General features: G+C 75.1%; 16 protein-coding genes and 2 pseudogenes. 10 read left to right on the forward strand and 8 right to left on the reverse strand.

Annotation, left to right across the window (positions count from 1 at the left end):
• Positions 1 to 68: 68 nt before the first annotated feature.
• The gene (locus ACU616_RS09655) at positions 69 to 809 is read right to left on the reverse strand and encodes a trimeric intracellular cation channel family protein (protein ID WP_446758254.1); all 741 of its coding nucleotides are present in this window, start codon (positions 807 to 809) and stop codon (positions 69 to 71) included.
• Positions 810 to 1,457: 648 nt separating this feature from the next.
• On the opposite strand from ACU616_RS09655, the gene ACU616_RS09660 reads away from it, so the two are divergent.
• From ACU616_RS09660 to ACU616_RS09690, 7 genes are all read left to right on the forward strand, one after another.
• Positions 1,458 to 3,215 carry a glycoside hydrolase family 2 protein gene (locus tag ACU616_RS09660; RefSeq protein WP_446758255.1) on the forward strand — a complete coding sequence of 586 codons (1,758 nt, stop codon included), beginning with the start codon at positions 1,458 to 1,460 and terminating at the stop codon, positions 3,213 to 3,215.
• Positions 3,216 to 3,317: 102 nt separating this feature from the next.
• Positions 3,318 to 4,844 carry an ABC transporter substrate-binding protein gene (locus ACU616_RS09665; RefSeq protein WP_446758256.1) on the forward strand — a complete coding sequence of 509 codons (1,527 nt, stop codon included), beginning with the start codon at positions 3,318 to 3,320 and terminating at the stop codon, positions 4,842 to 4,844.
• 8 nt (positions 4,845 to 4,852) lie between these two features.
• On the forward strand, positions 4,853 to 5,785 hold the full coding sequence (locus tag ACU616_RS09670) for an ABC transporter permease (RefSeq protein WP_446761465.1): 933 nt from the start codon (positions 4,853 to 4,855) through the stop codon (positions 5,783 to 5,785).
• Positions 5,782 to 6,744, forward strand: a complete 963-nt coding sequence (locus ACU616_RS09675; protein WP_446758257.1) for an ABC transporter permease — start codon at positions 5,782 to 5,784, stop codon at positions 6,742 to 6,744. The genes ACU616_RS09670 and ACU616_RS09675 overlap by 4 nt, the downstream gene beginning before the upstream one ends.
• Entirely contained in the window at positions 6,741 to 7,739 is a 999-nt protein-coding gene (locus tag ACU616_RS09680) for an ABC transporter ATP-binding protein (protein WP_446758258.1), read from the forward strand. Before ACU616_RS09675 ends, ACU616_RS09680 begins: the two co-directional genes overlap by 4 nt.
• On the forward strand, positions 7,736 to 8,830 hold the full coding sequence (locus tag ACU616_RS09685) for an ABC transporter ATP-binding protein (RefSeq protein ID WP_446758259.1): 1,095 nt from the start codon (positions 7,736 to 7,738) through the stop codon (positions 8,828 to 8,830). Before ACU616_RS09680 ends, ACU616_RS09685 begins: the two co-directional genes overlap by 4 nt.
• 114 nt (positions 8,831 to 8,944) lie before the next feature.
• Positions 8,945 to 9,697 carry an MIP/aquaporin family protein gene (locus tag ACU616_RS09690; protein ID WP_446758260.1) on the forward strand — a complete coding sequence of 251 codons (753 nt, stop codon included), beginning with the start codon at positions 8,945 to 8,947 and terminating at the stop codon, positions 9,695 to 9,697.
• Between the two features lie 31 nt (positions 9,698 to 9,728).
• Here the strand turns inward: ACU616_RS09690 and ACU616_RS09695 are convergent, their stop codons facing one another.
• Positions 9,729 to 11,630, reverse strand: coding sequence for a helicase-related protein (locus ACU616_RS09695; protein WP_446758261.1), 1,902 nt, complete (start codon positions 11,628 to 11,630; stop codon positions 9,729 to 9,731).
• A gap of 428 nt (positions 11,631 to 12,058) precedes the next feature.
• Here ACU616_RS09695 and ACU616_RS09700 point away from each other — a divergent pair, with 428 nt between their 5' ends.
• The gene (locus ACU616_RS09700) at positions 12,059 to 12,778 is read left to right on the forward strand and encodes a hypothetical protein (RefSeq protein WP_446758262.1); all 720 of its coding nucleotides are present in this window, start codon (positions 12,059 to 12,061) and stop codon (positions 12,776 to 12,778) included.
• Here the strand turns inward: ACU616_RS09700 and ACU616_RS09705 are convergent.
• Positions 12,678 to 13,649 (reverse strand): DMT family transporter, encoded by a 972-nt coding sequence (locus tag ACU616_RS09705; protein ID WP_446758263.1) that lies wholly within the window; start codon positions 13,647 to 13,649, stop codon positions 12,678 to 12,680. The genes ACU616_RS09700 and ACU616_RS09705 overlap by 101 nt on opposite strands.
• A 30-nt stretch (positions 13,650 to 13,679) precedes the next feature.
• Between ACU616_RS09705 and ACU616_RS09710 the strand changes: the two genes are divergently transcribed.
• Both ACU616_RS09710 and ACU616_RS09715 read left to right on the forward strand, forming a co-directional pair.
• A complete protein-coding gene (locus ACU616_RS09710; protein WP_446758264.1) occupies positions 13,680 to 14,231 on the forward strand; it encodes a helix-turn-helix domain-containing protein in 552 nt (183 codons plus the stop codon).
• Positions 14,232 to 14,287: 56 nt separating this feature from the next.
• Positions 14,288 to 14,827 (forward strand): putative immunity protein, encoded by a 540-nt coding sequence (locus ACU616_RS09715; protein WP_446758265.1) that lies wholly within the window; start codon positions 14,288 to 14,290, stop codon positions 14,825 to 14,827.
• A 492-nt stretch (positions 14,828 to 15,319) separates the two neighbouring features.
• Here ACU616_RS09715 and ACU616_RS09720 read toward each other — a convergent pair whose 3' ends face one another.
• The 5 genes and pseudogenes from ACU616_RS09720 to ACU616_RS09740 all read right to left on the reverse strand — a co-directional run bounded on the left by ACU616_RS09720 (position 15,320) and on the right by ACU616_RS09740 (position 19,935).
• Positions 15,320 to 16,639: an NAD(P)/FAD-dependent oxidoreductase gene (locus ACU616_RS09720; protein WP_446758266.1), complete on the reverse strand. Its 1,320-nt coding sequence runs from the start codon at positions 16,637 to 16,639 to the stop codon at positions 15,320 to 15,322.
• A 108-nt stretch (positions 16,640 to 16,747) separates the two neighbouring features.
• Entirely contained in the window at positions 16,748 to 17,506 is a 759-nt protein-coding gene (locus ACU616_RS09725; RefSeq protein ID WP_446758267.1) for an NAD-glutamate dehydrogenase domain-containing protein, read from the reverse strand.
• Positions 17,507 to 17,531: 25 nt separating this feature from the next.
• Positions 17,532 to 17,699: pseudogene (locus tag ACU616_RS09730) on the reverse strand (hypothetical protein); the annotation flags it as partial.
• Positions 17,672 to 17,857: pseudogene (locus ACU616_RS09735) on the reverse strand (hypothetical protein); the annotation flags it as partial. The pseudogenes ACU616_RS09730 and ACU616_RS09735, both read right to left, overlap by 28 nt.
• Positions 17,858 to 18,060: 203 nt before the next feature.
• Positions 18,061 to 19,935 (reverse strand): APC family permease, encoded by a 1,875-nt coding sequence (locus ACU616_RS09740; protein ID WP_446758268.1) that lies wholly within the window; start codon positions 19,933 to 19,935, stop codon positions 18,061 to 18,063.
• Positions 19,936 to 20,197 lie beyond the last annotated feature (262 nt).

Raw genomic sequence — 20,197 nt, forward strand, 5'->3', positions numbered from 1 at the left:
GCCGGTCGGCGCGACCGCGGTCGCGCCCACCGTGCCGGAGGGCCCCGCCGCTCCGGGCGCCGGGGCCCTCAGCGCGTGCGGCGCCTGGTCCGCCGGCGACCGTCGGGCCGGTCGCCGCGGTCGCGGGCCAGCCGCTGGCGGGCCCGGCCGGGCAGGTCGACGGCGACCGGCGCCTCCCAGCCGCGCCACACCGCGAGCACCCGCAGGGTGGCCACCAGCCCGATGACCAGCAGGGCCACCGGGATGGGCGCGAGCCCGGCGGGGCCGGCCAGCACGGTCAGCGCCATGGCACCCAGTAGCGCGGCGACGGCGTTGTAGGGCCCGGGCTGCACGATGTCGGCCCGCTGCGCCAGCAGGACGTCGCGGATCACCGCCCCACCGACGGCGGTCAGCGTGCCGATGAACACGACCGAGGCGCTGGGCAGCCCGGCCAGCTGCGCCTTCTGGGCGCCGATGACGGTGAACAGGCCGAGGGTGACCGCGTCGAGCGCCACGAGCAGCGGGTTGAGCCGGGAGAGCCAGCCGGAGAAGTAGAAGGTCACCGCCGCGGTGATCGCCACGGCCGGCAGGTACGCCGGGTCGGTCAGCGCCACCGGCGGGCCGGCGGCCAGCAGCACGTCGCGGATCAGCCCGCCGCCCAGCCCTCCGCTCACCGCCAGCAGCAGCACCCCGGAGACGGCGAACCCCTCGCGCGCGGCGAGCAGCCCGCCGGTGAGCGCGCCGACGACGATCGCGGCGAGGTCGACCGCGGCCGGCACGTGCAGGGTCTCGGTGGCTGCGGCCAGGGTGCTCACGGCCAGGGTGCTCACGAGCGGTCATCATCCCGGTCGCACCCCGGCGGGCCGGGGACGCGGCTGCCCGCAGGGGCGCGGCCGCAGCTGCCCACCGGCGACCGCGGGGAGGGCGGACACGGCGCCGTCCGCCGTCCGGGGCCGGTCCGGCCGGCCGTCCGGGCAGGTCTGCACGAACCGCGGTGTGCCGGGTCGGTGACCTCTGACGTCGCCCTGACCGGGCCGGACGCACGCTCATGACGACTCGGCCACGGACCGCCGCGACACCGTCGGAGCCCGGGTGGCGCCACCGGACGCCCTGGTTCCGGACCGGCGTGCCCGGACGTCCCGGGCCCCGCGCCCGGCGCCCCGGGCCCGCGCGAGGAGTCCGCGTGCAGGTCCTATCCCTCTCTCGGCGGGTCCTCGGCACGGCGGTGCGCCAGGAGGACGGCACCCCGGGCACCACGGCGGCGCCGCAGGAGGGGAGCGCGCTGGCCTCCACCGGGGCGGACGTCGCGGTGCCCGCCGTCGCGGGCCTGGTGGCGCTCAGCGTCGCCGGCCGCCCTCGTCGTCGGCGGCCGGCGACGTCGAGCGGCCGGGTAGCCGGGGCAGCCCGGCGGCGGCCGTCGTGCCGGGGCCGACGGCCGCCGCTCTGCGAGGAGTCCCCGTCTCCGGTGAGGTGGGGAGGTGGACCACCGCGACGACCCGATGGACCCGACCGCCCACCCCCGCCCGCTGCTGCGCCGGCCGTGGACGTCGCTGGAGGGGGAGTGGCAGTTCGCCGCCGACCCCGACCTGGCCGCCACGGTCGGCAGCGTCGCCTTCGACCGCCGCATCCGGGTGCCCTACGCGCCGGAGACCCCGGCGAGCGGCGTGCACTGGACCGGCCCGCTGCACCGCGCCTGGTACCGCCGCCCGCTGCCGGGCCGCGCCGGCGACCGCCGCACCGTGCTGAACTTCTCCGCGGTGGACCGCGTCTGCGACGTCTGGGTCGGCGGCGCGCACGTCGCCTCCCACGAGGGCGGTTACACCCCCTTCCGCGTCGACGTCACCGAGCACCTGGGGGAGGGCGGCGCGGACCTCGTCGTCCGGGCCGACGACGACCCGCGCGACCTCGAGGCGCCGCGCGGCAAGCAGGACTGGCGGGACGAGCCGCACGAGATCTTCTACCCGCGCACGACCGGCATCTGGCGCACGCCGTGGCTCGAGCAGGTGTCCCGCGCGCACGTCGCCGACGTCGTGTGGCACGGCGACCCGCACACGCTGCGCGTCGACGTCCGCGTGGAGCTCTCGGTCCCGGTCCGCGGCGCCCGGCTGCACCTGCGGCTGCGGGCCGGCGACCGGCTGCTGGCCGACGACGTCGTGCGGGTCGACGGCGCCGTGGTCGAGCGGACCCTGCAGGTGGGGGAGGGCGGCACCGACGACCGCTGGCACCTGACCTGGGAGCCGCACCGCCCGGTCCTCCTCGACGCCGAGCTGGCGCTGGTGACCGACGGCGGCGAGGTGCTCGACGAGGTGGCCGGCTACACGGCGCTGCGCTCGGTGGCCGCCGAGGACGGGCACCTGCTGGTCAACGGCCACCCCGTGCCGCAGCGGCTGGTCCTCGACCAGGGTTACTGGCCGGCCACCGGCGCCACCCCGCCCGACGTCGCGGCGCTGCGGCGGGACCTGGAGCTCACCCGCGCGCTCGGGTTCACCGGCGCCCGCAAGCACCAGAAGACCGAGGACCCGCGCTGGCTCGCCCTCGCCGACCGGATGGGGCTGCTGGTCTGGGCGGAGATGCCCTCGGCCTACCGCCCGGGGCCGACGGCGGCCGCCCGCCTGCTGCGCGAGTGGCCCGAGGTGGTCGCCGCGCACCGCGGCCACCCGAGCGTCGTCGCGTGGGTGCCGCTCAACGAGTCGTGGGGCGTGCAGGAGGCGGCCACCGACCGGCGCCAGCGCGGGCTGATCCGGGCCCTCGCCGCCACCGCGGACGCCCTCGACGGCACCCGCCCGGTCTCGGCCAACGACGGCTGGGAGGCCCTCGGCGGCGGGATCCTCGGCGTCCACGACTACGCGCAGGACCCCGCCGCGCTCGCCGCCCGCTACGCCACCCGCGAGGACGTCGAGCGCGCCGCGACCGGACGGCGGCCCGACGGCCGCCTCACCGACCTCGACCGGGCGGGGATCGCCGGGCGCACCGTCGTCCTCTCGGAGTTCGGCGGCGTGGCGCTGCGCTCGGCGGAGGACGGAGGCTGGGGCTACGCCGACGCCCGCTCCCCGGAGGACCTGCTGGCTCGCTACCGCGACCAGTGGGCGGCGGTGCACGCGAGCAGCGCGCTGGCCGGGGCGTGCTGGACGCAGCTGACCGACACCTACCAGGAGGTCAACGGGCTGCTGAGCGCCGAGCGGGTGCCCAAGTGCGACCTCGAGCAGCTGCGGCGGGCGACGCTCGGGGAGGCGTGACGGGCCGGTCACGGGCGCGTCACGATCACCGCCCCGACCTGCGGGACCCGTCCGGCCGGGCCAGGGTCGGGACGGACGACACCGCCGACCTGTGGAGGTCCCGTGCGCGCCAACCGGTTCCTGCCCCTGGCCGCTGCCGCGGCGCTGTTCCTCTCCGCCTGCGGTGGGGGCGGCGAGAGCGTCGACACCGGCGGGGGCGGCGGCGGGGGCGAGAACACGCTGGTCGCGGCGGTCAGCGCCCAGCCCGACCAGTTCGACCCGCACGTCACCAACGCCTACGCGAGCTTCCAGGTGCTGGAGAACGTCTACGACACCCTCGTCGTCCCCAGCGCCGAGGACCTCACGATGCAGCCGAGCCTGGCCGAGTCGTGGACGACGAGTCCCGACGGTCTGACCTGGACGTTCACCCTGCGCGACGGCGTCACCTTCCACGACGGCAGCGAGTTCGACTCCGCCGACGTCGTCTACAGCTACCGGCGCATCATCGACGAGGACCTGGCCAACGCCTACCGGTTCGCCACGGTCGCCGACGTCACCGCGCCCGACCCGCGCACCGTCGTCCTCACCGTCACCCGGCCGACGCCGAACCTGCTCGAGCTCATCGGGTCGTTCAAGGGCATGGCGATCCTGTCGGAGAACGCCGCCGACGAGTTCGACCTGAAGACCGAGGCCAACGGCACCGGGCCCTTCCGGTTGGAGAGCTCCGACGCCAACGGCACCGTGCTGACCGCCTTCGCGGACTACTGGGGCGGCGCGCCAAGCATCGACGGCGTCGAGTTCCGCTACGTCCCCGAGGCCAGCTCCGCGCTCACCGCGCTGCGCAACGGCGAGGTGCAGTGGACCGACAACGTCCCGCCGCAGAACGTCGAGGACCTGTCGAGCGACGAGGAGGTCGAGCTCGGCTCGGTCACCAGCGTCGAGTACTTCTACATGTCGATGAACTACCAGGTCCCGCCGTTCGACAACCGGGACGTGCGCCGGGCGATCGCCACCGCGGTCGACCGCGACGAGGTCACCCAGGCCGCCCGCTTCGGCGCGGCGCAGACCAACCAGACGGCGATCCCCGAGGGCAGCCCCTGGTACCTCGACTACGCGCCGTTCACGCCCGACCAGGACGCCGCCCGCCAGCTGCTGGAGCAGGCCGGCGTGCAGACGCCGATCACGATGGGCCTGATGGTCACCGACGAGTACCCCGAGACCGTCGCCGCCGCCCAGGTCATCGCCAGTCAGCTGGAGCCGATCGGGATCGAGGTGGAGATCCAGGAGGAGGACTTCGCCACCTGGCTGGACCGCGAGTCCCAGGGTGACTTCGACGCGTTCATGCTCAGCTGGATCGGCAACATCGACCCGGCCGACTTCTACGAGAACCAGCACCTGTCCAGCGGGGGCAGCAACTACCAGAAGTACAGCAACCCCCAGGTCGACGACCTGCTGACCCGGGCCGCCACCGAGGTCGACCCGGCCGCCCGCAAGGACCTCTACGACCAGGCGGCGCGGACCATCGTCGACGACGTCTCCTACCTGTACCTCTACAACCCCGACGAGGTGCAGGCCTGGGTGCCGGGGCTGACCGGCTACCAGGTGCGGGCCGACGCGGCGATCAACTTCGAGACGGTGCAGCTGCCCTGACCGGGTACCTGCTCCGGCGGGCCGGCCAGGCCCTCGTCGTCCTGGCCGGCGTGAGCGTCCTGGTCTTCTCGCTGATCCACCTGGTGCCCGGCGACCCGGTCCGCCTGGCCCTGGGCACCCGGTTCTCCCAGGAGACCTACGACGCCCTGCGGGAGCGCAGCGGGCTGGACCTGCCCCTGCTCCAGCAGTACCTCACCTGGGCCGGGCGGGCGGTCACCGGTGACCTGGGGGTCAGCTTCCGCAGCGGCGAGACGGTCACCTCGCTGATCGCCGAGCGGCTGCCGGCCACGCTGACCCTGGCGCTCGCCGCGCTGGTGGTGGCGCTGGTCATCGCGCTGCCGCTGGGCATGCTCTCCGCGCTGCACCCGCGCTCGCTGGTCGACCGGGTGGCCACCGTCGTCAGCCAGTTCGGCATCTCCGTGCCGGACTTCTGGCTGTCGATCATGCTGATCCTGGTCTTCGCCGGGACGCTGGGCGTGCTGCCCTCGGGCGGCTACGTCCCGATCACCGAGGACCCGCTGGGCTGGCTGCAGCGCCTGGTGCTGCCCGCGGTGGCCACCGGCGTCGTCTCCGGCTCGGTGATCACCCGGTTCGTCCGGTCGAGCATGCTCGAGGCGCTGGGCTCGGACCACGTGCGGACGGCGCAGGCCAAGGGCGTGCCCACCCGGCAGGTGCTCACCTGGCACGTGCTGCGCAACGCGCTGCTGCCGCTGGTCACGGTGACCGGCGTGCAGCTGGCCTACCTGCTCTCGGGCGTCGTCGTCGTCGAGATCGTCTTCTCCTGGCCGGGGCTCGGGCAGCTGGCCTACCAGGCGGTGCGCGACCGCGACTTCCCGGTGCTGCAGGGCGCGGTGCTGCTCTTCGCCCTCGTCTTCCTGGTCATCAACCTGCTGGTGGACCTGCTCTACAGCCGCATCGACCCGAGGATCGCCCGCCGATGACGCAGCTGCCGACGCCGGGCGCCACCCCGGCCGCACCGCCGCCGTCCGAGCCGCCGTCCGGGCCGCCGTCCGGGCCGCTGCCCACCGTGGCCCCGCCCCGGCCGCGCTGGCGGGAGACGCTGGGCCTGCTGGCCCGCAACCCCACCGCCGCGGTCTCGGCCGTCGTCCTCGTGCTGATCGTGCTGATGGCGGTCTTCGACGAGACGCTGGCGCCCGACGGACCCAACGACCAGGACCCGTCGCTGCAGCTGCAGCCGCCCAGCTGGGCGCACCCGTTCGGCACCGACGAGTTCGGCCGCGACGTGCTCAGCCGGGTCGTCCTGGGCGCGGCGACGTCACTGCGGGTCGGGTTCGCCTCCGTCGCGTTCGCGCTGGTGGTGGGCACGCTGATCGGCCTGCTCGCCGGCTTCTACGGCCGGTGGGTCGACGACGTCCTCATGCGGGTCATGGACGTGGTCTTCGCCTTCCCCGCCGTGCTGCTGGCCATCGCCATCGTGGCCATCCGCGGCGCCGGGCCGGGCAACGCGATCCTCGCCATCGGGATCGTCTACGTGCCGATCTTCGCCCGGGTGACGCGCGCCAGCGTGCTCGGCGTCCGCGAGGAGGTCTACGTGCGGGCCTCGCGGTCGGTGGGGGCCTCGGACTGGCGGCTGATCACCCGGCACGTGCTGCCCAACGCGGCGCCGCCGATCATCGTGCAGACCTCGATCAGCCTGGCCTTCGCGGTGCTGGCCGAGGCGGCGCTGTCCTTCCTCGGCCTGGGCCCGCGCCGGCCCAGCCCGTCGTGGGGGCTGATGCTCGCCGACGGCCGCGGCTTCATCGACCAGGCGTGGTGGTACACGGTCTTCCCCGGCCTGGCGATCGTGGTGACGGTGCTGTGCTTCAACCTGCTCGGCGACGGGCTGCGCGACGTCCTGGACCCGCGGCAGCGCACGCTGATGGCCGGGGGCGGCCGGTGACGGCGCCGGTGCTGGAGGTCGAGGACCTGCGGGTCGACCTGCGCACCCCGCGGGGGACGGCGCACGTGGTGAACGGGCTCTCCTACACCGTCGGCGCGGGGGAGACCGTCGCCGTCGTCGGGGAGTCCGGCAGCGGCAAGAGCGTCTCGGTGCTCGCGCTCGTGGGGCTGCTGCCCCCGCGGACGGCGACGGTGACCGGCCGGGCGCTGCTGCACGGCGAGGACCTGCTGACCATGGCGCCCGAGCGGTTGCGCCAGGTGCGCGGCCCCGGCGTCGGCATGGTGTTCCAGGACCCGATGACCTCGCTGAACCCCGTGCTCACCGTGGGCCGGCAGCTCACCGAGGGCCTGCGCGCGCACGGCTCGCCGTCCAGGGCCGCCGCCCGGCGGCGCGCCGTCGAGCTGCTCGGCGAGGTGGGCCTGCCCGACCCCGTGCGGGCGGTGGACCGCTACCCCCACGAGCTCTCCGGCGGCATGCGGCAGCGGGTGGTCATCGCCATCGCGCTGTCGAACTCGCCGGGGCTGCTGGTGGCCGACGAGGCCACCACCGCCCTGGACGTCACCGTGCAGGCGCAGATCCTCGACCTGGTCGAGCGGCTGCGGACCGAGCACGGCACCGGCGTCATCTGGATCACCCACGACCTCGGCGTCGTGGCCGGCATCGCCGACCGGGTGCTGGTCGTGTACGGCGGCCGGTGCGTGGAGGACGGCACGGTCGACGACGTCCTCGAGCGGCCGGTGCACCCCTACACCCGTGGCCTGCTCGGCGCGCTGCCCGACCTGGCCACCGGCGCCGACCAGGACCTGGCGACCATCCCCGGGACCCCGCCGCCGCCCACCGACCTGCCCGCCGGCTGCGTGTTCTGGCCCCGCTGCCCGGTGCGGGGGGACGCCCGCTGCGAGACCGAGCAGCCGCCGCTGGCCGTCGTCGGCACCGGCGGGCGGAGGCTGCCGCACCGGGCGGCCACGTGGTGCGCGGAGGAGGAGGCGTCGTGACGTCGCGGTCGGAACCGGAGGTGCTCGTCTCGGCCCGCGGGCTGGAGGTGCACTTCCCGATCCGGGCCGGCGGGCTGCTGCGCCGCACCACCGGCGTGCTGCGCGCCGTCGACGGCGTCGACCTCGACGTGCACCGCGGCGAGACGCTGGGGCTGGTCGGGGAGTCCGGCTGCGGGAAGTCCACGCTGGGCAACGCGCTGCTGCGGCTGGTGCCGCCGACCGGCGGGACGGTCACCTTCGGCGGCGCCGACGTCAGCCGGATGTCCCGGAGGGAGCTGCGCGACCTGCGCCGGCGGGCCGGGATGGTGTTCCAGGACCCGTTCGCCTCGCTCGACCCGCGGCGCACCGTGGCCCAGACGGTGGGCGAGCCCCTGGAGGTGCACGGCCTGCACCCCGGCCGGCAGGCGCGGGCCGCGCGGGTGCGCGAGCTGCTGGAGCTGGTCGGCCTGGACCCGGCGGTGGCCGACCGCTACCCGCACGAGTTCTCCGGCGGGCAGCGGCAGCGGGTCGGCATCGCCCGCGCGCTGGCCGGCGAGCCGGACTTCCTGGTCTGCGACGAGGCGATCGCCTCGCTCGACGTCAGCGTGCAGGCGCAGGTGCTCAACCTGCTGCGCCGGCTGCAGCGGCAGCTGGGGCTCACGCTGCTGTTCATCTCCCACGACCTGTCGGCGGTGCGGCACGTGTCCGACCGGATCGCGGTCATGTACCTCGGGCGGGTCGTCGAGGTCGGGCCGGCCGCCGCCGTCGCCGCCGACCCGCAGATGCCCTACACGCGGGCGCTGCTGTCGGCGGTGCCGCTGCCGCACCCGGCGCTGGAGCGCTCGCGGCAGCGGATCGTCCTGCGCGGCGACGTCCCCTCGCCGTCCCGGGTGCCGAGCGGCTGCCGCTTCCGCACCCGCTGCCCCGACGTCTTCGCGCCCTGCCCCGACGTCGACCCGGCGCTGCAGCCGGTGGGCTCCGCGCCGGGCCACGCCGCCGCCTGCCACCTGCACGGCGTCGTCGGGACGCCGGTGCAGCGTGCCGAGCCCGCCGCGCCGGTCGACGCCGGCGACCCCGCCGCGTCCCGGGCGCCCGCCGCGCCGGAGCGCTGACCGGCCCGTTCCCGCCGCCGGATCGGGACGGACCGGTCCGTTTGCTCCCGAGGGGGACTGGCTACCGGGCCTCGCCGTGGACGGCGCGGGTGCGCCGCCGGAACGGGGAACGAGATGTCATCCAGCACGACTGCGCGGACGACCGCGACCACCGGTCTGTACGGGAGCAGGATCGGGACGAGGATCGGGCGCCCGGCGCTCACCGAGTTCCTCGGGACGGCGATCCTCGTGTTCGTCGGGACCAGCACCGCGGTGGCCGGCGCCGCCACCGGACGGGCCTCGTACGACTCGCTGGCCGTCGTCCTCGCCTTCGGCCTCACGCTGACCGCGCTGGCCGCCGCCCTCGGGCACGTCTCGGGGTGCCACCTCAACCCCGCGGTGACGCTGGGCCTGGCCGCGACCCGGCGCTTCCCCTGGCCGGCCGCCGGCGCCTACGTCGTCGCCCAGCTGGCGGGCGGTCTCGCCGGCGCGGCGGTGACATGGCTGGTCTACGGCGGCGCGGCCCGCGACCGGGGCCGGCTGGGCGCCACCGTTCCGCTGGAGGGCGTCTCGGCGGGCCGGGCGTTCCTGGTCGAGGCGCTGGTGACCTTCGTCCTGGTGCTCGTCGTGGTGTCCGTGGCCACCGACGACCGCGCCCAGGCCGCGATCGCGCCGGTGGCCGTGGGCTTCGCGCTGGCCGCCGGCATCTTCGCCGCGGGACCGCTGACCGGCGGCGCGGTCAACCCGGCGCGCGCCTTCGGCCCGGACCTGCTGGCCGGCAAGCTCTCGTCGCTGTGGGTCTACCTGCTGGCCCCGACCGTCGGGGGCGTCCTCGCCGCCCTCGTCTACGACCGCCTGCTCGCCGACGGCGAGCCCCCGGAGGCCTGACCCCTCGGGGATCGGCCACCCCGGCGGAGGGTCAGCCGCGGCCGCTGCGGGTGGGGCGCCGCCCCTGCCGGGAGCCCGACCGGGAGCCGGGACGGCTGCCCCGGCCGTGACCCCGGCCACCGTCCCGCCCCGTGTCCCGCCCCGTGTCCCGGCCCGTGTCCCGGCCGCCGTGGTGGCCGGCGGAGGAGCCGTGGCCGCGGGGCGCGCTGCACGGGCGGCAGGTGCTGAACCAGGGCGCGATCGCGGTGCCGCACTCGGCGCACCGGGCCGACCGGCTGATCGCGATGGCGTCCGGGAGCAGCTCGCTGATCGCCTCGGCGCACTCCTCCTCGACCCAGGCGGCGTCGTCGCCGGAGAGGCCGGCGACCCCGGGGAACTGGCGCAGCAGCGTCTGGGCGTCGCGGGCGGCCGCGGCGGCCTGCTCGTACGCCTCGACCGAGCCGCCGACCGGGACGTCGGGCAGCACGAGCTCCGGGGGGACGGGCAGGCCGGCCGCGTGCCGCAGCGCGGCCCGGGCCAGCACCAGCCAGCGGGTCCGGCGCGGGGGGCTGTAGTCGATGGCCAGGTTGACCAGCCGCCAGACGGTGTGCAGGTCGCCGGCGGCGCCGAGCGGTCCGCGCAGCAGCGGCAGCAGCGCCTGCACCCGCAGCACCAGGCCGGTGACGTCGTCCGGCGTCATCGCCTCGTCGCGGGTGGCCGCGCGGGCCCAGGCCTGCCACCGGACGAGGGCCTCGGGCAGGTCGACCGCCTCGAAGGCGCCGAGGTCCTCGAGCTCGGGGCGCAGCCGCGGCGCCCGCCGGGGCAGGTCGCTCGGCTGGTCGCCGCGGGCCACGGCGGCACCGGCGGCCACGAGCGCGGCGGCCGGCCGGAGGCCCGGGACGCCGGTCAGGACGCCGACCGTGCCGTGCGCCGTGAGGCCGTAGCGGCCGGCCCGCCCGGCGATCTGGGCGGCCTCCCAGCTGCGCAGCGGGCGCAGCTCGGTGCCGTCGAACTTCGTCGTCTCGGCGAACAGGACCGTGCGGGCCGGCACGTTGATGCCGTGCCCGATGACGTCGGTGGTCACCAGGACGTCGAGCTCGCCGGTGGCGAACCGCTCGATGACCTCGCGCCGGGTGGCCGGGGGGAGCGCCCCGTAGAGGACGCCGACCCGGCCGGGCCGGCGCCGGTCGAGCTCGGCGGCGACGGCGTAGACGGTCTTGCGGGAGAACGCGACGACGAGCGTCTGCGGTCGGACGCCGGTGGGGCGGACGGGGGCGGGCAGCACGTCGAGCCGCGACAGCCGCTGGTGGTGCACGACCTCGACCCGCTCGGCGTCGGCCACCAGCGGCGCCAGCAGCGGGTGCGCCTCGGCGGCGGAGACCAGGTGCATCTCGCGGTACTCGCCGGTGAGCAGCAGCCGCGCCCAGGAGTGGCCGCGCTCGGGGTCGGCGACCCAGTGCGACTCGTCGAGCACCAGCAGCTCGCCGCGCAGCGGGGCCTTCTCCACGGTGCAGCAGACCACCGGCGCCTGGGGGTCGATCTCCTCCTCGCCGGTGGACAGGCCCACGGTGCCGGCGGGCAGCTGCGCGGCCAGGGTGGCGTAGGCCTCGTGCGCGAGCTGGCGCAGTGGTGCGGCGTAGACGCCGGAGCCGGTGGCGGCCAGCGCCTGCAGCGACTCGTACGTCTTGCCGGAGTTGGTCGGGCCGAGGTGGAAGACCACCCGCTCCGGCGGGGTGGCGCGGACCGGCAGCTCCGGTGCGGCGCCCTCGACCCACGACTGCTGGGCGCGGCGCTCCTCGCGGGCGGCCGCACGGTCGGCCTCGCGGTCAGCGGCGCGGTCGGGGGCGCGGTCGGGGGCGGTCGCCGGGCGCTCGCCGGCGGGCGGCCGCCGGCGACGGCGGGCGGGGGACTGCGGGGGGACGGTCTCGGGCAGGGGGTGTCCTTCGGTCGGCACGGGAGGTGAGGTCGACACGAGGAACCCGCGGACCACCGGAGGCAACACCGGCCGGGCCCGGATCATGCCCGCCGTCCGGCCGCGGGCCGTGCGGCCTGGCGGGTGGACTCTCGACGACACGGTGGGCGGGCTCCCGGCGACACGCCGGTCGCGCCGTGGCCGCGACGGGGTCACCGCCCCGGTCCGGCGCCCCGCCACGCTCGGCCAGGGCCGGGACGGTCGACAAGTGGCGGGTCCGGACGGCGGGTCACCGGCTCCGATCGGGGCTCCGGCAACGATCCGTGCACGTGGGCGTCCCGGCCCGTCCCGGCCGGGCGTCCGGCGGGACACGCGGCCCTACCGTTTCGTCACTGCCTGCGGACGGGAACCGGACCGGGGCAGGGCCGGCGACTTCCCCGCCGGCCGGTGCGATCTCGGGGGTGGTCATGGTGAGCGGCGTCAGCGCGCGGTCCGGTGGTGAGGTGCTCGTCGGCGGTGTCCGGCAGGGCTGGTGGCTCGTCGCCGGCGGTGAGGGCGCCCCGGAGCGGGTCGTCGCCGGGCCGTTCGCCGACCGGGCCGAGGCCGGCTGGGCGGCCGGCGCGCACGAGGAGGGGGTCCGGCTGGTGCACGGGGCCCGCCGCGCGGACGGCGTCGTCACCCGGCGGCCGTCGCCGCAGGACGGGGCGTGGCTGGCGCACCTCGGGGAGCAGCTCGACCGGCTGCCCGAGGAGTGGGACGCCGTCCTGTCCGACGACGACGCCGACCTGGGCACCCTCGTCGTCGAGGTGACCGCGGCCCTCTGCGAGGCCGGGCTGGGCCTGCACGACGCCGCCGGGACCGGCGGGGCCTGCCTGCTCCCCGAGCCCGTGCTCGGCGGCATCGTCGTCAGCTGGCTGCAGCACGACCGGATGGGCGTCGAGCAGGTCCACGGCGACATCGCGCACGCGCTGGTGCAGCAGGCGATGAAGCCAGACCCTGGCCGACGTCCTCGCCGTCCGCGGCTTCGCCGTCGACCCGCTCGGCGGCGCCCACGTGGTCCGCCGGGCCGACTGACGCGGGCGAGAGCCGTCAGGAGGGCTCACCCACGGGCCGGGCGGCGGTGCCGGGCGCCGGCCGGTCGCCGCGCCACCTCCCGCGCCGCTCCCGGGGGCGCGGCTTCAGCTCGCTGACGAGCACGCCCGCGACGATCAGCGCGGCGCCGGCGACCGCGAGACCGGGCAGCCGGTCACCGGCCAGGCGGCCGACGATCCCGCCCCACACCGGCTCACCGGCGTAGATCACCGTCGCCCGGGTCGGGGACACCGACTGCTGCGCCCAGTTCATGGTGACCTGGATGAGGCAGCTCGCGGCCCCGAGCCCGACCGCGGCCAGCAGCCACGCCCACGAGAACGGCGGCACCGCCTCCCCGGCCACGGGCACCGCCGCCAGCGAGAGGCCGCCGCCGACGAGCAGCTGCACGACCGTGACCCGGCCGAGGTCGACCGTGCCCGCGAACCGGCCGATGAGGACGATCTCCGCGGCGATCGCCACGGTGCTGACCAGCGTCACGACCTCCCCGGCGCTGAGCGTGAGCCCCGTGGCGCCGGGCCCGGCGAGCAGCACCAGCCCGCCGAAGGCGAGCGCCACCCCGGCCAGGGCCGCCGGCGCGGGTGGGCGGCGGAACACGGCCCACTGCAGCAGCGGCACGATCGGGACGTAGAGCGCGGTGAGGAAGGCCGACGTGCTGCTGGGGATCGTCTGCAGGCCCACGGTCTGCAGGCCGTAGCCGAGGAAGATGGTCACGCCGATGGCCGCGCCGGCCGCGAGCTCGCGCCGGGTGAGCCCGTGCAGGGTCCGGCGGAACACGACCAGGCTGACCAGGCCGGCGGTGAGGAACCGCACGCCGACGAAGAGCAGTGGCCCGCTGTGCTGCACGGCGAGGTGGACGACGAGGAACGTGGCACCCCAGACCGCGGTGACGCCCACGAGCGCGAGCTCCTGCCGGCTGAACCGCAGCGACGGCCGACGAGGTGCTGTGGCGGAGTCGGCGGAGTGCAGCATGTTGCACAAGGTATGTGTAAGATCCTGCACGTGCAAGCCGCGCGCCGGGACGTGCTCGTCCACGTCGGGGAGAACCTCCGGCGGCTCCGCCAGGCCGCCGGCCTGAGCCAGTCGACGCTGGCCGAGGCGTCGGGCCTCAGCCGGCGGACGATCATCAACCTCGAGGCCGGCGAGGCCAACGTCAGCCTCTCCGGCCTCGACCGCCTCGCCGATGCGCTGGGGGCGACCTTCGTCGACCTGGTCCGCCCGCCCGCGGCGTCCTCGCGTGACATCGGCGCGGTGGCCTGGCGCGGATCGGCGCCGGAGAGCGAGGCGGTGCTGCTCGGCAGCGTGCCGGCCCGCAGCGAGGCGCAGCTGTGGTCCTGGGTGCTCGGCGCCGGCGAGCGCTACGACGCCGAGCCGGACCCGGCGGGATGGCACGAGATGGTCGTCGCCACCGCGGGCAGGCTGCGGATCGAGCGGGACGAGGGTCCGGTCGAGCTCGCCCCCGGCGACCACGCCGTCTACTCCAGCGCCCAGCGCTACGCCTACGTCAACGTGCACGACGGCGTCACCCGGTTCGTCCGCACCGTCGTCTCCTGACGCCGCCGCGGGCACCGGCCTCCCGGGGGCGCCGGTGGTGGGTGAGGGTGGCACCCGTGGCCGACGGGAACCGCGAGATCGAGCTGAGCGCGGAGGACCTGCGTGCGGTGGCCGCGTTCGCCGCCTGCTGCGCGCGGGAGGTGCTGGCGGTCTTCACGGCGGCGCACCCGGACGACCCGCGGCCGCGCGAGGCGGTCGAGGCCGCGGAGGCGTTCGCCCGAGGGGGCCGACGCGGCAAGCTGCTGCGCGACACCGCGTGGGCGGCGCAGCGGGCGGCCCGGGAGGCCGGCGACCCGGCGGTGGGACACGCGGCGCGGGCCGCGATGGTCGCGGCGTCGGCGGCCTACCTGCACCCGCTGGCCGACGCCGGCCAGGTGAAGCACGTCCTGGGGGCGGCGGCGCACGCGGCGCGGGCGGCCGAGCTCGCCGCGGGCGACGCCCCGGACGTCGGCGTCCGCCACGTCGAACGGGCCGGCCGGTACGCGACGCCGTCCGTCGTCGACGTGCTGGGCCGCTACCCCGCCGCCCCGCCGGGCGGCGGGCGCATCGGGGAGCTGCTGCGCCACCTGGACCGGACCCTCCGCGGCCGCTCCTGACGGTCTCGGCGCGGCCCGACGGAGGCGAGGTGTCCGGGCACCGGCGCCCGCCGCTCCCGGTCCGGCCGCCGTCGTGCCCGTGCACGTCGTCGGTGCGGCGGGCGTGTGAGGGACGCTCTCAGCAGCTGCGCGGGCGGTGACGGCCACCGGCCGGGGTTCCTGTCGAGCCATGTGCCGAGGCTGGACGGTGGACCTCCGGTGTTCCTGCAGTGAGGCGGAGCGGGCTGCGGGCCTCTCCTCGCGAGGTTCTCCGGGCGCTGCTCGCCGTCTCGACGCGGCTCGGTCGAGAGCCGGCCCCTGAGGTCGTCGCGGCCGCCGGCGGTGGCGTGGACCGCTGTCGCTCGTCCGGGCAGCACCTCGACCCCGCGCGTCACGCGGGAGGTGGGATGGCTGGCCGGCGCGGGGGAGGAACGCCCGGCTGGGTCTCCGACCTACCGGGCGATGGGTGCGTTGCCTCGTGCGGGAGACCGGGTGTCGCGGTGGACATCGGGGTCACCTGGCGAGAACGGGCAGGACGCGGCGGCCGCCTCGACCGCCCGCCACAGCTCGACGACGCCGCGATGCGAAGCGTTGCGGGGCGAAGGGGTGGGCGATGGAGGCGATCCCGGCAGCCTGCTCACCGCCTGCGACCTGCGCGGAGATGATCTCCGCGGTCACGGGCGCCAGGGTCACCCCGAGCATGCCGTGACCGCTGGCGACGAGGACGTTGTCCCGACCCGGGAGTCGCCCGATGACCGGCAGCCCGTCGGGGGTCATCGGACGCAATCCGGTCCAGCCCTGCGGCTGTGCCGTCGCCGGGAAGCCGGGCAGGTACTCGTGGGCCGAGCGGACGATCCCCCGCAGTCGATACGGGTCGACGGTCGCATCCGAGCTGCCGAACTCCATCGTCCCGGCGAACCGCAGCCGGTCCGACAGCGGTGTGACGGCCACCTTCGCCTCGCCGAGGTACACCGAGTGCCGCAGCGTGACCGAGCCACTGGCGTCGTCGAACCCGTATCCCTTACCCGGCCGGATGGGGAGAGGGAATCCGGCCAGCCGTGACAACGGGCCGGTGTGGACGCCCGCCGCGAGGACGAAGAGGTCACCGGGGACCTCCTCGCCGCCCGCGAGGATCGAGGTCGCCACCGGGCCCCGGAAGCGGATGTCGGTCACTGGGCTGTGGTGCAGGAACCGGACTCCGAGTTCACGGCAGCGCTGCTCCAGGCCTCTGACGAGACTGGCCGGGTCCACGTGCCGTTCCTGCGGACAGCGCAGGCCGGCCTGCACGTGTGCACCGAGCGCGGGTTCAAGGTCCCTGAGCTCGTCGCCGGAGAGGGGGACGGCGGTGTGGCCGATGCGCTGCATGAGAGCTGTGTCCGCCCGGTAGGCGTCCAGGGTCCTCCGGGTGTGGAAGACCAGGAGGTGGCCTGTGCGGTGGTCCTCGAATCGCACGCCGTCTCGTCCGTAGTCGTCGAACAGGGCGAGAGTTCGTTCGTTGAGGGATACGAGGGCTTCGACGCCGCGGTGGAAGTCCTCGGCATTGGAGTGGCGCAGCATGCCGACCATGAAGCGCACGTGCTCGGGGCGGGGGGAGGGGCGGACGTACAGGGGACTGTCCTTCCGCACCATCCACCGCAGCGCCTGCCCCAGCATCCCCGGTGCCGGCACGGGGGTGGACATGATCGGCACGACCCACCCGGCGTTGTTGACCGAGGCTCCGGCCCCGCTGTGGGCCGCGTCCACGACGGTGACTGCGAGGCCGTCCCGAGCGAGCCGGTAGGCGGTGGCCAGTCCGACCACGCCCGCGCCGACGACCACCGTGTTCCCTGTCATCGCTGTACTCCTCGTGAGGCAGGAGCTCGGTGCCGACGCCGTTCGTGAGCCGGGAGTCGGTGGAATGTGTAATACCTTACACGGGATGCTCGTCTGGGGAACCTCCTGTCAAGGGCAGGCTCCGACTGCGTTGCGAGGTCCGCAGCAGGAGTCGGCGCGTCGACGCGCCCCGCGGTGAACCGGCCGGCCACGTCCTGGACGTGGTCGAGGTCCTGGCCGAGCAGCGGGTCGGGAACCTGCTCGCTCAGCTCGCGGACGACCGGGCCGAACCGCTCTGCCGCGCGGAGGACGTCGATCACCTCCGGGCGGGCGTGAGGAACCACCGCACGGCTCGATCGAGTGGTCGCTGGTGCTGGTGCCGCAGCCTGGCCGGTACGTCCGCCGGCGCGCGTCCGTCCATCGCCTCGGCCGCCGCCCGCCGCACCTCCAGGTCGAACACTCCGTGGAGACAGCCTGCGCCCGCACAACCTCGGTGGCGTCGGCGCCCGTCTCCTCTGCGGCCCGGAAGGCGAACGTGATCCCGGCGGAGGCGATCACGCGGTTGACCAGGATCGTGGTGACGATCTCCCGGGGGCGCGGGCCACCTCGCCGAAGCGCAGGTGCACGCCTCCATCCGGGGTTGTGCACCCGGATCTCGTACCCCGGCCGGGGCTCGGGCACCCCGGCGACCTGGGCGGGCGCGAGCTCGGAGGACAGGTGCTCCGGGGGCTCGCCGGCGGCTCCCCGCTGGGAGGCGTTCGTCCGCAGGACGGCGCTGACGGCGGACAGGAGTGCGCGCAGGATCCGGTCGGCGTCCAGGCCGCGCACGGTTGTCCAGCGCCGCCCGGGTCCTCTCCTGCACCGCCAGCACGGCACGCTCCCGCTCATCCGGACGCCGGTGGGGGTCGAAGCGGGCCTCGAACAGGCTGGCGAGGAGCCGGGTCGTCGCGGCCTCGGACACGAGGAGGCCCGCGACGTGGTCGAGGCCGTAGGACAGGCCGGTCCGGCGCAGGGAGCGCACCAGGGCTCGGACCACGGCCACCTGGCGCCACGTCAGCTCCTGCCGGGCCGCGTCGAGCAGGTCGTCGTCCCAGGATCGGACCGTGGCCGCGACCCGGCCTCCAGCTCGGTCTGGTCGGGCTCGCGGAGCGACTCGCCGGGCCGGGGGCGCACGACGACGTGCAGACGGGCCGGCGCCGACTCGGACACGTGCACGGCGCTCTCGGCCGGTTCACGCCCGAGCGTCTCGCGGAAGGTCCACCACCCGGTAGGCGGTTCCCGACCCGATCACACCCGAGCCGACACCACGCTGCGCTGTCCGCGTCGTTGCCTCCGTGCAGTTCGGCCCTCCGCGAGACGCACGCCGACCTGCGGCTCGGAGACCACGAGCGCGAGCGGCCCGGACCCTCATCCCGGCTCCGGGACCGCTCGCGCTCGTGGGGTCAACGTCCTGTCACCTCGGCGCGGCTGCGCCGGCGTCCGTACTCTTCCTCGGCCTCGAGGATCTCCCGGAGTTCCTCTGTCGGACCGCCCGCTCGCACGGACCAGAAGAACGAAGCGGCACCCACCACGAGCATGACGATCAGGTCGACCGGATTGTCGAGCACCGGGTTGTCCAGCGGCCCGAACTGGCCGAGGTAGGCGATGAACAGCATCACGAGGATGGTGGCGACCAGCCAGGTCCCGCCACGGATCTGTCGCCGGCCGACCTCGGTGCTCACGGCATAGAGGACCGCGATGAACACGGCGACGATGAGCACGATCGCGGTGAAGTACGCCGGGAACGCCCAACCACCCGGGGCCTGCTGCTGGTCGATCCTGAACAGCCAGCCACCCCCGGCCGCGGTGACGACCCAGGCGACCGTGAACGCCGCGCAGAGCAGCCAGCTCGGGACCGGCCGGCTCCACCCCCTCAACACACTGGTGTAGCCGCCGTAGAGCGGTAGTGCGAAGAACACGAGGGTGAAGAGGTTGATCAGGGGCACCCATCCGGCGAAGTAGATGAGCAGCAGGCTCGCCACGTACCCGGCCAGGGCCCAGAAGAAGGCCGCCCTGATCCTGACCGGACGCGGGAAGTCCGGTGCCGTACGCCGCAGCACCGCCAAGACCGGTCCGCCCATCACATAGCTGAGGGTGAGGGCGATCGAGACCATCCCGACGAAGAGGTACCAGCTCGGCGCGGGGAAGAAGAAGAGCAGACCGACCGCGGTGCACGCGGCGAGGGCCACGATCGGGGTGCCGAAGCGGTTGATCCGCTGGAAGACCTTCGGCAGCTCGCCGTTCACCGACATCCCGAAGACCGTCCGGGTGCCGATGCCGAGGAACACCCAGCCGGTGGCGGCCGGTGAGAGTGCGGCGTCGGAGAGCAGGACGACCGAGAACCACGTGAAGCCGGCCGCGACGACGGCGTTGAGCAGCGGAGACGACGACCAGCCGCTCTCCAGGAGCCCGGCCCAGTTCCCGGGCGCCACCCCGGCATCAGCCCAGTCGACCGCCCCGATGAAGCTGATCTGGAGCAGGATGTAGATGACCAGCGGGATGATGATGCCGCCGACGACGATCGCGATCGGGATGTTGCGTTGCGGGTTCACGACCTCGCCGCCGAAGTCGAGGATCTGCCGGAGACCCGCGTAGGCGAAGACGATGCCACCACCCGCGAGGGCTCCCAAGATCGTGCCGCCGCCCAGGGGGGCGAACCCGCCGCCGATGGTGAAGTTCGCCGAGTTGAACGCGGTGAACATGAGAAGTGCCGTGGTGACGGGGACGACGAGCTTCCATATGGTGACGTACTTGTTCGACTCGCTCAGCAGCTTCGCCCCGAAGGAGTTGAGGACGAAGAAGACGAACAGCAGGACGAAGCCGACGAGGATGCCGCGCGGCCACGAGAGGACCGTCGCGCCCTCCCGCTCCTCGAGGAAGCCGAGGCCTGGCCAGTTGCCGCCGAGGTAGGTCAGGACGGCCTGGACCTCGATCACCGGTAGCGTCAGCGTCGCGATGAGATAGCCCCAGCCGTTGAACCAGCTGAGGAACGCGCCGTGTGTCAGCTGGGGGTAGCGGACGCCTGCCCCCGAGCGCGGGAGCATCGCGCCGAGCTCCATCCACGAGACCCCGATGATGCCGAAGAACACCGCGCCGAGCACCCAGGTGAGGATCGAGGCGGGCCCGGCGATGCTCACCGCAGCGAGGGTGGCCAACAGCCAGGCAGAGCCCACCTGGACGCTGACGGCGAGCGCGATCAGGCCGAAGAGACCGATGTCTTTGTGGAGATGGGTATCGGCTTCCTCGAACGCGCCTTCCACAACGGGGTCTTGAGACATGCTGGCTCCCTTGTCGTCTGCACGGGTCTGCCGTGCTTCCGCTGCCTGGCGTTGTTCGACGATGTGGACGCGGCCCGTCTGGGCGTCCTCCGGCTGGTCTCACACAGGCCCTGACGATCGGATGGGCGAATCCGGTCCGGTCGGTAGATGGGGGAGCGGATCGGTTGGAGGGCCAGTGAGGTGTTAAATGTCACGTATAGGGTGTCGAGGGGGTCGGCGTCTGTCAATGCCCGTCCAGGCCTGCACCGACGACCACACCGAG

This window comes from Geodermatophilus sp. URMC 62 (assembly GCF_052931475.1).